14 protein-coding genes are annotated in these 13,562 nt (G+C 37.0%); 1 reads left to right on the top strand and 13 read right to left on the bottom strand.

Annotated features, from left to right (window positions below; all coding sequences use genetic code 11):
• The first annotated feature begins 103 nt into the window (after positions 1–103).
• Positions 104–3,073 (top strand): S8 family serine peptidase, encoded by a 2,970-nt coding sequence (locus tag EQG63_RS03635; protein ID WP_129434526.1) that lies wholly within the window; start codon positions 104–106, stop codon positions 3,071–3,073.
• Between the two features lie 48 nt (positions 3,074–3,121).
• Here the strand turns inward: EQG63_RS03635 and EQG63_RS03640 are convergent, their stop codons facing one another.
• From EQG63_RS03640 to EQG63_RS03700, 13 genes are all read right to left on the bottom strand, one after another.
• Complete coding sequence (locus EQG63_RS03640; RefSeq protein WP_129434527.1) at positions 3,122–3,835, bottom strand: 3'-5' exonuclease; 714 nt, start codon at positions 3,833–3,835, stop codon at positions 3,122–3,124.
• A 42-nt stretch (positions 3,836–3,877) separates the two neighbouring features.
• Positions 3,878–4,348 carry a methylated-DNA--[protein]-cysteine S-methyltransferase gene (locus EQG63_RS03645; protein WP_129434529.1) on the bottom strand — a complete coding sequence of 157 codons (471 nt, stop codon included), beginning with the start codon at positions 4,346–4,348 and terminating at the stop codon, positions 3,878–3,880.
• 57 nt (positions 4,349–4,405) lie between these two features.
• A complete protein-coding gene (locus EQG63_RS03650) occupies positions 4,406–4,786 on the bottom strand; it encodes a c-type cytochrome (protein ID WP_129434531.1) in 381 nt (126 codons plus the stop codon).
• An 81-nt stretch (positions 4,787–4,867) separates the two neighbouring features.
• Complete coding sequence (gene hemB, locus EQG63_RS03655) at positions 4,868–5,866, bottom strand: porphobilinogen synthase (RefSeq protein WP_129434533.1); 999 nt, start codon at positions 5,864–5,866, stop codon at positions 4,868–4,870.
• A 38-nt stretch (positions 5,867–5,904) separates the two neighbouring features.
• A complete protein-coding gene (locus EQG63_RS03660) occupies positions 5,905–6,264 on the bottom strand; it encodes a four helix bundle protein (protein WP_129434535.1) in 360 nt (119 codons plus the stop codon).
• Positions 6,265–6,288: 24 nt separating this feature from the next.
• Positions 6,289–7,194: an oxygen-dependent coproporphyrinogen oxidase gene (hemF, locus tag EQG63_RS03665; RefSeq protein ID WP_129434537.1), complete on the bottom strand. Its 906-nt coding sequence runs from the start codon at positions 7,192–7,194 to the stop codon at positions 6,289–6,291.
• The gene (locus EQG63_RS03670; RefSeq protein ID WP_129434539.1) at positions 7,184–7,750 is read right to left on the bottom strand and encodes a DUF3575 domain-containing protein; all 567 of its coding nucleotides are present in this window, start codon (positions 7,748–7,750) and stop codon (positions 7,184–7,186) included. The genes hemF and EQG63_RS03670 overlap by 11 nt, the downstream gene beginning before the upstream one ends.
• A 19-nt stretch (positions 7,751–7,769) precedes the next feature.
• On the bottom strand, positions 7,770–8,795 hold the full coding sequence (hemE, locus tag EQG63_RS03675; protein WP_129434541.1) for a uroporphyrinogen decarboxylase: 1,026 nt from the start codon (positions 8,793–8,795) through the stop codon (positions 7,770–7,772).
• Between the two features lie 28 nt (positions 8,796–8,823).
• Positions 8,824–9,495: a uroporphyrinogen-III synthase gene (locus EQG63_RS03680; protein WP_129434543.1), complete on the bottom strand. Its 672-nt coding sequence runs from the start codon at positions 9,493–9,495 to the stop codon at positions 8,824–8,826.
• Positions 9,496–9,590: 95 nt separating this feature from the next.
• Positions 9,591–9,872, bottom strand: coding sequence for a TM2 domain-containing protein (locus tag EQG63_RS03685; RefSeq protein ID WP_129434545.1), 282 nt, complete (start codon positions 9,870–9,872; stop codon positions 9,591–9,593).
• 3 nt (positions 9,873–9,875) lie between these two features.
• Positions 9,876–10,292: a hypothetical protein gene (locus EQG63_RS03690; RefSeq protein ID WP_129434547.1), complete on the bottom strand. Its 417-nt coding sequence runs from the start codon at positions 10,290–10,292 to the stop codon at positions 9,876–9,878.
• Positions 10,285–11,241, bottom strand: a complete 957-nt coding sequence (locus tag EQG63_RS03695) for a 2-hydroxyacid dehydrogenase (protein WP_129434549.1) — start codon at positions 11,239–11,241, stop codon at positions 10,285–10,287. The genes EQG63_RS03690 and EQG63_RS03695 overlap by 8 nt, the downstream gene beginning before the upstream one ends.
• 129 nt (positions 11,242–11,370) lie before the next feature.
• The gene (locus EQG63_RS03700) at positions 11,371–13,422 is read right to left on the bottom strand and encodes a M13 family metallopeptidase (protein ID WP_129434551.1); all 2,052 of its coding nucleotides are present in this window, start codon (positions 13,420–13,422) and stop codon (positions 11,371–11,373) included.
• Between the last annotated feature and the right edge of the window lie 140 nt (positions 13,423–13,562).

Genomic DNA, 13,562 nt, shown 5'->3' on the forward strand with positions numbered 1-13,562 from the left:
GTAGTATTCGTATAATTATTGGATATATAATTGAATTTATTTCAAAACAAGGAGAAGTCTTAGTATATTCGCAAAAATTTATTAAAAAACTAAAAATTAATTCATGAAAACAAAATTAATTTTGGGGATTATTTCTTTGATGTTTTCTTCCATTTATGCACAGACCAAAGAGGATGTGTCTAAAATGGTAAGCGAATATGATTTAGATAAAATCCGTACCAAAGAAATAGAATTTAAAGCCAAGCATGAGGCCCGAAAAAGTAAAGCGGTGGCTTTGGCAAAAATAAATGGATGGCCCTTATCAAAGTTAAATGAAGACGGCTCTTACCAAGAATTAATGTATGTTACTAGTGATGGTTATCCTATTTATTACAGCACCGATAATGTAGTAGCAGCCCGTTCAACCCGAACCAATTATTTGAATACAGGAGGAGGATTAGGCTTGACACTTGATGGCCAAGGAATGGTTCCTCGTGTATGGGACGGTGGGACAGTTCGAAGAACACATAGTGGTTTTGGTGGAAGAGTAAATACGATTGATGATCCAACGGGAACTACATATGGCTCTCATCCGACACACGTAACCGGTACTATTTTAGCCTTGCCATGGAATACTACAACTGCTTTACCTACAAAAGGGATGGCTACAGCAGCAACTGCAAGAACGTTTAGTTTTGATGGTGATGAGTCGGAAGCGATTTCTGAATTACCACAAGGGATGATCTTGTCAAATCATTCTTATGGTGTCCCATTAATTAGTCCCACTAATGGTGCCGTTGCACCGGCGTGGTTGGTAGGTGCCTACACGGAAGACGCTAGAGCTTGGGATGAAATTACCAATTTGTCTACGTATTATTTACCAGTTTTTTCAGCCGGAAATAACGGAACCGATAATAATACCAATCCGATTCAAGCGGGATATGATAAGTTAATTGGCAATAAAGTTTCGAAAAACGTACTAACCGTTGCTAGTGCCAATGATGCTACAATCAATGCAGACGGAAGCTTAGGAAGTGTAACTATAAGTTCATTCAGTAGCCAAGGACCAACGGATGACAGAAGAATTAAGCCAGATATTGCGGGAAATGGTGCAGGATTGACGTCAACTAACAGTACTTCAAATACGGCTACTACATCTATGTCGGGTACCTCGATGTCGGCACCAAATGTTACTGGAACTTTGACGTTATTGCAACAACATTATAGAAACATACACGGCCATTTCATGAGATCGGCTATGTTAAAAGGATTGGCCTGTCATACCGCTGATGATACTGGAAGACCAGGTCCCGACGTAAATTTTGGTTGGGGATTGTTAAATGCAAAGAAAGCTGCTGAAACAATTACGGGAGATGGTTTAACTTCTATACTATCAGAAATCACGTTAAATCAAGGACAAACTTACACAACCACTGTTAGAGCAGTAGGTGGAGCGACACCACTGATTGCTTCTGCTACTTGGACAGATTTGCCAGGCGCTATAAATGATGGTACTCATGGTGACAACTATAATGTTCCAGCTTTGGTGAATGACTTAGATATCCGTATTACAAGATTAAGCACTACATATTTTCCTTGGAAATTAGATGCGTTGCCTTCTAGTAATGCCATCCGAACTGGAGATAACAATATTGATAATGTAGAAGCAGTTAAGATTGATGCTCCTACAGCGGATGATTATGTGGTTACAATAACCCATAAAGGAAACTTAGTAGGAGGCAATCAAAAATTTGCATTAGTAATCACCGGTATTACGTCTAATATTGCTTTAGAATCTACTTCCGACGACTTAACGGTATGTAGCAATCAAAATGCTGTTTTTACATTTAATTACAAGCAAACTGGTGGAGGGACTTCCACTTTTTCTGCAATTAATTTACCAAGTGGCGCTACAGCTTCTTTTTCACCAACCAGTTTAAGCGCAAATGGAACAGTGACAATGACCGTTAGCAATTTAAATGCAGTTCCTTATGGAAACTATTCAATAGGGATAAGCGCTAATAATGGTTCGGAAACTGAAACCCGTTTTAAATCTTTAAAAGTATTTTCAACAACAGTTGTTGCTGTAAATCAAATTGCACCAACTAACAATTATCCAGACCTTCCAACCAGTTATATTTTTAAATGGGCAGAAGATGACAATTCAGAAGATTATAATTTACAGATTTCTACATCGAATACTTTTGCGACTACCTTTTTAAATGTAACTGGAATTAAAAGTGGTGCGTATGCCGTTTCAGGATTAGCTGAAGAAACCACGTATTATTGGAGAGTGATACCTTCAAATCGTTGTGCGACAGGTCCGAGTTCAGCAACACGATCTTTTGTGACAGGAAAATATATTTGTGGTGCCAATACTTATACCGCAACCGATTTTAGTAATGCCACCATTGCCACTACTCAAGACGTTACTGCAAGTGTGCCTATTGTAGTAGCCGATAATTTTAAAATCGGAGACTTAAATGTAACGGTAGATATTACCCACACCTGGATTGGAGATATGATCATTACCTTAAAAGGGCCTGCCGCTATCGGAAGTCCTGAAATTATTTTATTCGATCAACCTTGTGCGGGATCGAACTCAACGTATCCAAATATTCAAGCGATATTAGACGATTCGGGTGTAAATCATTCATGTTCAGCTACTGCACCGGTTGTTTCTGGAACGGTAAAACCAAACCAAAGTCTTTATGATTTGAATGGATTAAATGCACAAGGAACGTGGACTTTACATGTGCTTGATGTAGGTCCTGGGGATGGAGGATCTATCAATACTTTTGCCTTAAACTTTTGTAAAGTAGAACAATCGTTGGGCTTAAACGATTCTGTTTTCAACAACATGACCGTTTATCCTAATCCAACCAAAGGGCTATTGAATATTAATTTGAATGCTATGGTTACAGGTGAAACAATCTATTCGATTTATGATTTTCAAGGGAGGTTAATCGCTTCTAAAAAATCAAGCGAATCAATAGAAACATTAAACATTGGAAACTTTGCCGATGGGTTGTATGTATTGACGCTTGAAAACGGAAAGCATAAAACCGTTAAGAAAATTGTTTTGAATAAATAATAATAGAAGAAAACATAAAAGAGGGGTGAAATATCACCCCTCTTTTTATTATACATGAATAATTTCTTCTTCAATTAATAAATCCTCTCTTCTAAATCGAAGCAAGACTTGTGCTACTGCAATGACATCTTTTTCGCAATAGATAATAATCCGATCCATATTTTTTTCTTCATAATATACTTTAGCCACTTCGCTGCCGTCAATGTCGTCTTTGGGGGATGGTATTCCCAACACCGATGTCAATAATTTTAAAGAAGTGAACGTTTTATAATCGCCAAACTTCCACAATTCCATGGTGTCTAAATGAGGCACTTCCCAAGGTTTTTTGCCAAACAAATTCAATTTTTGCGGAATTGGAATACTGTTAATGATCATTCGTCGTGCAATAAAAGGAAAATCAAATTCTTTGGCATTATGACCACATAAAATGTGTTGTGGCTGACCGAAATGATTGTCCAATAAATTGGAAAAATCCTTTAGAATTTTAGCCTCTTCTCCAAAAAAAGAAGTAACTCTAAAATGGCGAATATCACTTTTGAAGGTAAAATAGCCCACCGATATGCAAATAATTTTGCCAAACTCGGCCCAAATGCCGGCACGTTCGTAAAATTCTTCAGGGGTAAAATCGTCTTTACGTTGGTATTGTGTTTTAGTACCAAAAAGTTGTTGGGTGGTCGTGTTTAAATCGGAATAATTTTCGAATTCAGGAACCGTTTCGATGTCGAGGAATAGAATGTTCTCGAGTTGGATTTTGTCAAGCATAGTATCGTTATTTTGGCGTTTATACGACGAAAATAATCAATTTTAGAATAAACTTTGTTGTTTTAATGGATTTTCATGGTCTAATAACCATTTTTTACGCCACAATCCACCCGCATAACCTGTTAACGAACCATCGGAACCAATCACTCGATGACAAGGTACTACAATCCAAAGTGGGTTTTTGCCATTGGCGGAAGCTACCGCCCGAATCGCTTTGACGTCCCCTAGTTTTTTAGATAAATCGAGATAGGAAGTTGTTTTTCCGAAAGGAATAGTAAGTAATTCTTGCCAGACTTTTTGTTGAAATTCAGTCCCTTTTGGGTTGAGTTTGAACGTAAATTCGGTACGCTTACCTTCGAAATAATCTTGCAATTGCGAGACTGCTTCTTGTAATGCTTGAGGGATCTTTTTTGAGGGTTCTCCTTCTGAAAGTACAGAAATTACCGCAATACCATTTTCGTCCCCTTCAATTTTGGTGATGCCTAGTGGTGAATTGATAAATGCTGTTTCCATCTGATAAAAGTAAGGATTCTAAATAAAAAGCCATCCGAAGATGACTTGATTTTTGTATTATTTTGAAAAACTAAGCATATAAGCTTCCAATGCTTTTAGCTCTTCTTTTGGAAGGTTTTTGGTGATGGCAAAATTCGTTTTCATCGTAGCATATTGACTCGGATCGACGATTGGCTCGCTTTTTTCTTGTAGAAAATTGACAATACTTCCCCCTTTTTCTTTATACAATTTGGCGATATCTTTTATGGATGGTCCCACAGTTTTGATTTCAGGTTTGTGACAGGTATAACAAACGCCTTTTCCTTCAAAAATTTCTTTTCCTAAATTTTCTGGATTTTGGGCTGAAGTTTCGTTTACTTCTGTTGGTTCTTTATACTCTTCTTTATTTTTACAAGAGATCAGCAATCCAATTAAAATGATATATACTAGTTTTTTCATTGATTTTATAAATTTGCCACGAATTCACGAATAATTAAGTGTGCTTTTGTCAAAACATTCTTGTATTTGTAGTTAAAAGAATTATTTCTGATTCAATAAAATAGCGGCTTCTTTCGCAAAATACGTCGAAATCAAACTCGCACCGGCTCTTTTAATACACATTAACTGTTCCATCATGATTTTGTCGTGATCCAACCAGCCTCTTTCTGAAGCCGCTTTAATCATCGCATATTCACCCGAAACATGGAAAACTGTTACAGGCACATCAACGGCATTTTTCACTTCGCGGACAATGTCCAAATACGCAATTCCCGGTTTGACCATGACCATATCGGCACCTTCTTCTACATCCCACAACGCTTCTTTTACGGCTTCGATGCGATTCGCATAATCCATTTGGTAGGTTTTTTTATCTTTTGGCACTTCGACATCTGCTTCTTTAGGCGCGCTGTCTAAGGCATCACGAAACGGACCGTAAAACGCTGAAGCATATTTCGCCGAATAACTCATGATACCCACATTATGAAATCCTGCCGCATCCAAACCTTCACGTAAACGCAACACTCTTCCGTCCATCATATCACTAGGTGCTACAAAATCGGCTCCCGCTTGCGCATGAGAAACAGCCATTTTTACTAAAGCTGCATTCGTGGCATCGTTGGCTACATCTCCATTTTCAATTATACCATCATGACCGTAAATTGAATACGGGTCTAAAGCCACATCGGGCATTACAATCATTTTGGGACAAGCAGATTTAATGGCTTTAATGGCTTGTTGCATCAATCCGTTGGGATTCCAGGCTTCTTTGCCGGTATTGTCTTTTAGGTCTTCGCTTACTTTTACGTAAATGTTTACCGCACGAATTCCTAAATCGTATATTTCTTTGACTTCTTTGACTGTTAAATCAATCGATCGACGGTAAATTCCAACCATAGAAGGAATCTCGACCTGCACGTTTTCACCTTCCGTAATAAACATTGGAAACATAAAATCACTTGGACTTAATGTGGTTTCACGAACTAAACTTCTGATGGATTCGTTAGTTCTTAATCTTCTGCCTCTGTGTAATGGGAACATAGTTTATAAGTTTTAAGTTAACGGTTTACAGTTAACAGTTATAGTGTTGCACTTATTTTATTTATTAGTGATGCTAACATTTTTTTAATTTCAGATAGTTCAGAAAGAAGTTCTTCTGATTTTTCCTTTTCAACAAAATTTAATTCGGTTGACACAAAAAGTAAATATTCTAACTCATGTGCTGAACCTGAAGAAATATACAAAAATCGAATTAGTTCTTTTTGTGTTTGTCTTCCATATCCTTCCGCGATATTTGTTGGAATTGAAAGTGAAGCTCTATTAATTTGCGAAATTAAATTGAATTGTTCACTTTTCGGAAAAGTAGAAGTTAATTTATAAACATCTAAAACCAATTGATGCCCTTTTTGCCAAACATTGTATTTTCTATAATCAATCATCGAGTGTTAACCGTTAACTGTAAACTAATTCAACCATTCGATTGGATTCTCTAATACTTTAATCAGCTTTTCTTCTTCGCTACCCGCTTCAGGATGATGATCGTAATGCCATTGCACATGTGGCGGCAAACTCATCAAGATACTTTCGATTCTTCCGTTGGTTTTAAGTCCGAAAAGGGTGCCTTTATCGTGCACCAAATTGAATTCTACATAACGGCCACGACGAATTTCTTGCCAAGTACGTTGTTCAGGTGTAAATGGTAAATCTTTTCTTCTTTCCACAATCGGAACATAGGCTTGTAAGAAAGAATTGCCAACTTCTGTCACAAAATTGTACCAATCTTCCATTTTCATGTCTTCTGTTTCTTTCAAATAATCAAAAAACAAACCGCCTAAACCACGCGCTTCATTTCGGTGAGCATTCCAAAAATAAGCATCACATTGTTTTTTATATTTTGGATAAAATTCCGGATTGTGTTTGTCGCAAGCAGTTTTACACGTTTGATGAAAATGCTTTCCGTCTTCTTCAAACAAATAATAAGGCGTTAAATCCTGTCCGCCACCAAACCAACTATTGATTACCTTCCCGTTATCATCATACATTTCAAAATAGCGCCAGTTGGCATGAACCGTGGGTACCATTGGGTTTTTCGGATGAATTACCAAGCTCAAACCACAAGCAAAAAAATCGGCTTCCCCAACATTGAATAATTGCTGCATCGAATCCGGTAATTTACCATGAACTGCCGAAATGTTGACACCGCCTTTTTCAAAAACGGCACCATTTTCGATAACGCGTGTTCTTCCGCCACCGCCTTCTGGTCTGTGCCATAAATCTTCACGGAATTTTGCCGTTCCGTCACTATCTTCCAGGCCTTTACAGATTTGGTCTTGTAAGTTTTGTATGTATTGATAAAATTTATTTTTCATTCTTACTGTTTAACTTATAAACAATCATAATGCCACCACGGTAAGGCAGCCATTCGCCACTTTTATTAAATTTTTTGGCCGATTCATAACGTTCACCGCTACTTAATAAATAGCCTCGGTAATACCCTTGTTGTGATCCACCTCCTAAAAAGACATCAAGGGCAAATTTATCGTTAATTTTTACTTGATAGCCTAAAGTGCCACCATACATCACATTGTATCCTTTTTGATAATGGTCGGTATTTATGTAATTCCATTTTTGAAGTTTATAAGCAGAACCTCCTACATGTAAACCAAAATAAAATCCTTCCAATGCTTTTTTGGGATAGTATCTGAATTCTGGAACCAACATATACATTTGTTGTGGACCGCCATTAATTGATTTCCATAGCGAAGCCAAGGCATCTACTTGAAAACTGGTATTTTTTCCCAAACTGGTTTCTACACCTATTTGTGGAAAACCAAGAGCCGTTGTGATATTAGCTTTTACTACAGTTTGTGCCTGTAAATAAAAACCACCTAAGAAAAACAAAAGTATAAAATGCCCTTTTTTCATAGGATTAAGTGCTTGGATGTTATTTTTGGTATTCTTTTACCGCTTCAATGAATGCTTTCGCATGATCTACAGGAATATTTGGTAAAATCCCGTGACCTAAGTTCACGATGTAATTGTCTTTTCCGAATTCGTCAATCATTTCGTGTACCATTTTTTTGATGGTTGGAATTGGCGATAACAATCTACTTGGATCAAAATTTCCTTGTAAAGTGATTTTTCCACCTGATAAATAACGGGCATTTCTTGGTGAACAAGTCCAATCTACTCCTAAAGCTGATGCTTTTGATTTCGACATTTCGTTCAAAGCAAACCAACAACCTTTTCCGAAAACGATAACTTTCGTGTCTTCTGCCAAGGCATCTACAATTTGGTTGATGTATGGCCATGAAAACTCATTATAATCTACTGGAGACAACATACCGCCCCAAGAATCAAAAATCTGGATGGCATTACAACCTGCTTTTACTTTTTCTTTCAAGTATAAGATAGTCGTATCGGTAATTTTTTGCAATAACGTATGCGCTGCTACTGGATTGGAGAAACAAAATCCTTTCGCTGTGTCAAAACTTTTGGAACCTTTTCCTTCTACTGCATAACAGAAAATCGTCCAAGGCGAACCTGCGAAACCAATTAATGGCACTTCGTCGTTCAGCATTTCTTTGGTTAATTTAATCGCATCGAAAACATAACCTAAGGTTTCATGAACATCTGGAACAAAAACCTGATTGACTTGTTCCATTGTACGAATTGGATCTGGTATAATAGGTCCTAAATTGTCTTTTAATTCTACGTGAATTCCCATGGCACGTGGCACTACCAAAATATCGGAAAACAAAATGGCCGCATCTGGTTGTACAATTCGAATGGGTTGTACCGTAATTTCTGCGGCTAATTCTGGTGTTTCACAACGCGTAAAGAAATCATACTTATCGCGTAATGCTCTAAATTCTGGTAAATATCTTCCGGCTTGACGCATCATCCAAACGGGTGGACGTTCTACCGATTCGTTATTTAAGGCACGTAGGAATAAATCGTTTTTTAACATATTTTTTTTAGCTTTTAGCCAATAGCATTTAGCAATCAGCTTTATAATAATTGATACATTGGATAATCACATTCTCAACAGAAGGTTGATTGGCGATTACGATATTTTGACTATACTTTTCGACTGCTTCTGCGGTGGTGTCTCCAATACAAAAACAAACTTCAGTAGTAATTTTATTGTCTTTAGTGTAACTTTCTACTCCCGATGGACTGAAAAACAAGAGGGCATCCGACTTTGAATTTATTTTTTGAGGAGTTAAAAGGGTTTGGTAGACTTCAATTTCATTGAATGTAATTCCGTTTTCGGTTAACAATTCCGGCAAGGTGTCCCGACGTAAATTGCCACTAAAAAAAGTATAGGTAGTGTCTGCATAAACCAAACTGATGATTTCAGCTAAATCGGCTGCATAACCTGTGTATGCTTCCACTTTAAAACCCTTTTCTTCCAGTAGTGCTTTGGTTTTTAAACCCACACAAAAAACGGATTTGTTTTTTAATTTTTCTACCTCTTTATTTTCTAGAATGGCATAAACGGCATTTTGACTGGTAAAAATCAAGGTTTCATTCGTGTTTTTTAATTCGAATGGTTGGTGCATAATTTGAATAAAATCAGCTTCAATAACCGAAAAACCAGCATTCAATAAGAACTGTTTCTGATTGATCTGAAGTTTTTTGGTCGATAAAATTCGTGTCTCTGCCATTTTTTTGAAAACTTTTGCAAAGATAAGGAAACCAATTGTATTTTGGCAGAAGTAATAAAAAAGCGGTAACTTTAAGATTACCGCTTTGTATTTTATTAGAACCAGGCTTTTTTGTTGGCTTGATATGTTTGATAAAATTCTTCGTCTGATTTGGTAAGGTAAATAATGCCTTCTATAAATCCTACAAGACTTCCAATTCCGCAAGTCACAACAGTAATTACTAGCTGAATAATTCCTTCAGTGGTATACCCTAATATGAATTTGTGAATTCCTAATCCTCCGAATAAAATGCCCATGACTCCAGCTAGGACTTTTTTGTTTTCTTGTCTAGGTTGTGCTGGATTGTTCCAGGTTTCTGTTGGTTTTGATGTTTCCATTTTTTAGTTTGAGTTATGATTATTTATATGATGAATTTTTTTATAGAAAAAAGTGGTTGCAATGATTAAAATGATACCTTCAATGGTAAAGGCAAACATCGCATCTATATTGCCTGAAATATACGTACAGCCGAAGCCAAATACGGAAAGGCCAATTCCCAAAACCAGTACTTGAATTCTAGCAATGTGACTGCCGATTAAAATATGAGGGGTAACACTTAAAAGCCATATGCCCGATACCAACATCATAATGGAAGAATAGAGCCATATCATTCGCATGCCATTAGCGGCAGGTTCTTGGATTTCTCCTTTGGCGATGTGTTCTAAAACAGCTTGCATACCGAGAAAAGCATGAGGAAAAAAACTCAAACAGGTAATAATCCCGATCGTCATAACCATGTAATAACTTACTTTATTCATTTGGATACAATTTAATGATTTTATCAACGATCACTTGTGCTAATTTGATCTTGCTTTCCTGTGTCCAACCCGCAATGTGCGGAGTTAACAGTGTGTTTTTTGCTTTTAAAAGAGTGTCAAATGCGGCTGGTTTTTCGCCTTCAAAAAGGGTTTCAAACGATAGTTTTTCATATTCTAAAACATCTAATCCTGCGCCTAATATTTTACCCGATTGCAAAGCTTCCACTAAATCGGCGGTCACGACACTTTTACCACGAGCGGTATTGATAAGCCAAAATGGTTTTGCAAACGCATTTATAAAAGAAGCATCGACCATTTTATCGGTTTGAGGTGTCCAAGGGATGTGTAAACTCAAAACGTCTGCTTGTTCTTGTAATTCTGTCAAGCTGACTTGAGTCGCATTTTCATCTCCAACATTTTCTAAAATATCATGGCATAACACTTTGACATCAAAACCACGAAGTTTTTTGGCAAACGCTTTTCCCATGTTGCCATAACCAATAATGCCTACGGTTTTTCCATCCAATTCATGTCCACGATTCGATTCCCGGTTCCATTGACCCGATCGCACTTCACTATCGGCTGTATTGAGATTGTTGAAAAGGGAAAGTAACATTCCAAGGGCGTGTTCGCCAACTGCATTTCTATTGCCTTCCGGCGCTGCGATGAGGTGAATTCTTTTTGCACTTGCATAATCACAATCAATGCTTTCTAAACCAGCACCCACTCGTGCTATAAATTGTAAGTTGGTGGCTTTGTCTAAAAATGTTTTGTCAATTTTGAACCGACTGCGAATCACAATCCCATGATAATCGGAAATTTTGGACTCAACAGCTTCTTTGGAAGATGTAAAATCTTCAAAATTTTGAAAGCCAGCTTCTTGCAATTGTTTCCACAACAAAGCATGATTACTATCTAAATGAAGAATTTTGATATCGTTTGGTTTCAAAATAGAATTCTAATTTATCAAATGTACTAATTTGATTTGAAAAATAAAAAGTGATTTTTGGTTGCCTGATGTTTTGGATTTTTTTCAAAAAAAAGAGCCTCACATTTGCGAGGCTCTTGCATTATTTTATTACCAAATTTTCACTCGATTTTCTGGTTTTAAATACAGTTTGTCTCCTTCTTTAATATCAAACGCTTGATAAAAAGCATCTACATTTTGAAGTGGTACGTAAGCACGATACATTCCTGGTGAATGCGGATCGGTTTTTACTTGATTTTTGATGGCTTCATCTCTCATTTTAGAACGCCAAATGGTTCCCCAAGAGATATAAAAACGTTGTTCTGGTGTAAAATCATCGATTAAACCTGGATTTCCATTTTTCTTTAAGAATAATTGTAAACCATCATAAGCTGCATTTACGCCTCCAAGATCTCCAATATTTTCGCCAAGTGTAAATTTACCATCTACAAATGTCCCAGGAAGGGGTTCTAACGCACTGTATTGTGCAGCCAAAGCACCTCCAAGACCAGTAAATTGTTTTAAATCATCTTCTGTCCACCAGTTTTTTAGGTTTCCATCGGCATCATATCGAGAACCCGAATCATCGAAACCATGAGAGATTTCGTGACCAATTACAGCGCCAATTCCACCATAATTTACCGCTTCATCTGCTTTGTAATCGTAGAAAGGAGGTTGTAAAATAGCTGCAGGGAAAACAATTTCGTTATAAGATGGATTAAAATAGGCGTTTACCGTTTGTGGTGACATACCCCAACGGGTTTTGTCTACTGGTTTTTGTAAATCGGCTAGGTTTTCGATAAAGCCCCAACGCGCTACATTTTTCATGTTATCGTAGTAGTTTCCACCTTCTTCTTTCGATTCGATTACAAGTTTAGAATAATCTTTCCACTTGTCCGGATAACCAATTTTTACAGTCGATTTTCTTAATTTTTCGATTGCACCTTTGCGGGTTTCAGGTGTCATCCATGGAAGGTTGTTAATTCTGTTTTCAAAAGCTAAAAACACATTTTCAATCATGGCTTTTGCTTTTTCTTTAGCTTCAGCAGGGAATTTTTTCTCTACGTATAATTTTCCAAGAGCTTCTCCAACCACTCCGTTTACCACTTGCAATGCTCTTTCTTCACGGGGACGTTGTTTTAAAGCGCCGGTCAATGTTTTGCTGTAAAAATCCCAATTGGCATTTTCGATATCGGTAGTTAAAACACCGGTTGATTTATTAATCAATGTCCAACGTAAATACGCTTTCCAATCTTCTACTTTATTTGCTTTGAAAATGTCTTCTAAAGCGGCCATATATTTCGGTTGTGACACTACTAAAGAATCTATTTTTCCAATTCCAATTCCTTGTAAATACCCATTCCAGTTAACTGATGGAGTCATTTTTTGCAAATCGGCAACTGTCATTGGGTTGTATGTTTTTCTTCTATCGCGACGTTCCACACGATCCAGACGTGGACGAGCCATTTCAGTTTCTAGTGCTAATACTTTTTCGGCATTTTGCTTTGCTATTTCAGGTTTTTCACCTAAAAATTGAAGCATTCTAGCTACGTGAGCCACATATTTTTCTCTTTTTTCTTTAGAATCCTTATCATCAGAAACATAATAATCACGATCAGGTAATCCGACACTTCCTAAACTGATGTAAACGACATTTCGGTTGGAATTTTTAGCATCTGGACCGATTCCAGCGCTGTAAAATCCAAGTCCACCTTCAGGAGTCATCTCTGTGATTAATTGGTTAACTTCTGCAACTGATTTGATAGCGTTTATTTTCGCTAGATAAGGTTTTAAAGGTTTTATTCCTTGTTTGTTTCTGGCCACAGTATCCATAAAAGTACGGTATACATTTACGGCTTTTGCCTGATCTGATTTAGGGTCTAATTTTTTTGAAGCCGCTTCTTTCAAGATGGCTAAAGCATCTTTGTCGGTATTTTGACGAAGTTCGTCAAAACTTCCCCAACGGGTTTTATCGGCTGGGATTTCAGTTTTATCATACCAGGTTCCGTTTACGAAACGAAAAAAATCGTCACCGGGTTTAACGGTTCTATCCATAAACTCCAGGTTGATTCCAGGGTTTGGTTTGGTCATTTGAGCAAATGTAGTATGCCCAAACAATGAAAATACCGTAATACTTCCAACAGTTAGTAGGTTTTTTTTCATAATTGAATTTGTTTTGGATTTTAGCATTAGTCCCTTTTTTTTCAAAAAGTTACAATGATGCCAAATTTATACAAAATCAAAAAAGGACAATAGAATTTAACATTCTTTAAGAGAAAATAAAAAAGCGGCAAGAAATTCTT

This window comes from Flavobacterium amnicola (genome assembly GCF_004122165.1).
Lineage (GTDB): Bacteria > Bacteroidota > Bacteroidia > Flavobacteriales > Flavobacteriaceae > Flavobacterium > Flavobacterium amnicola.

Excerpts from the sequence above, each read along its gene's own strand:
- hemE (WP_129434541.1), bottom strand. The coding sequence starts at position 8,795 with ATGTTAAAAAACGATTTATTCCTACGTGCCTTAAATAACGAATCGGTA.
- EQG63_RS03635 (WP_129434526.1), top strand. The coding sequence starts at position 104 with ATGAAAACAAAATTAATTTTGGGGATTATTTCTTTGATGTTTTCTTCC.
- hemB (WP_129434533.1), bottom strand. The coding sequence starts at position 5,866 with ATGTTCCCATTACACAGAGGCAGAAGATTAAGAACTAACGAATCCATC.
- EQG63_RS03690 (WP_129434547.1), bottom strand. The coding sequence starts at position 10,292 with ATGAATAAAGTAAGTTATTACATGGTTATGACGATCGGGATTATTACC.
- hemF (WP_129434537.1), bottom strand. The coding sequence starts at position 7,194 with ATGAAAAATAAATTTTATCAATACATACAAAACTTACAAGACCAAATC.
- EQG63_RS03700 (WP_129434551.1), bottom strand. The coding sequence starts at position 13,422 with ATGAAAAAAAACCTACTAACTGTTGGAAGTATTACGGTATTTTCATTG.
- EQG63_RS03660 (WP_129434535.1), bottom strand. The coding sequence starts at position 6,264 with ATGATTGATTATAGAAAATACAATGTTTGGCAAAAAGGGCATCAATTG.
- EQG63_RS03680 (WP_129434543.1), bottom strand. The coding sequence starts at position 9,495 with ATGGCAGAGACACGAATTTTATCGACCAAAAAACTTCAGATCAATCAG.
- EQG63_RS03670 (WP_129434539.1), bottom strand. The coding sequence starts at position 7,750 with ATGAAAAAAGGGCATTTTATACTTTTGTTTTTCTTAGGTGGTTTTTAT.
- EQG63_RS03685 (WP_129434545.1), bottom strand. The coding sequence starts at position 9,872 with ATGGAAACATCAAAACCAACAGAAACCTGGAACAATCCAGCACAACCT.
- EQG63_RS03645 (WP_129434529.1), bottom strand. The coding sequence starts at position 4,348 with ATGGAAACAGCATTTATCAATTCACCACTAGGCATCACCAAAATTGAA.
- EQG63_RS03650 (WP_129434531.1), bottom strand. The coding sequence starts at position 4,786 with ATGAAAAAACTAGTATATATCATTTTAATTGGATTGCTGATCTCTTGT.
- EQG63_RS03640 (WP_129434527.1), bottom strand. The coding sequence starts at position 3,835 with ATGCTTGACAAAATCCAACTCGAGAACATTCTATTCCTCGACATCGAA.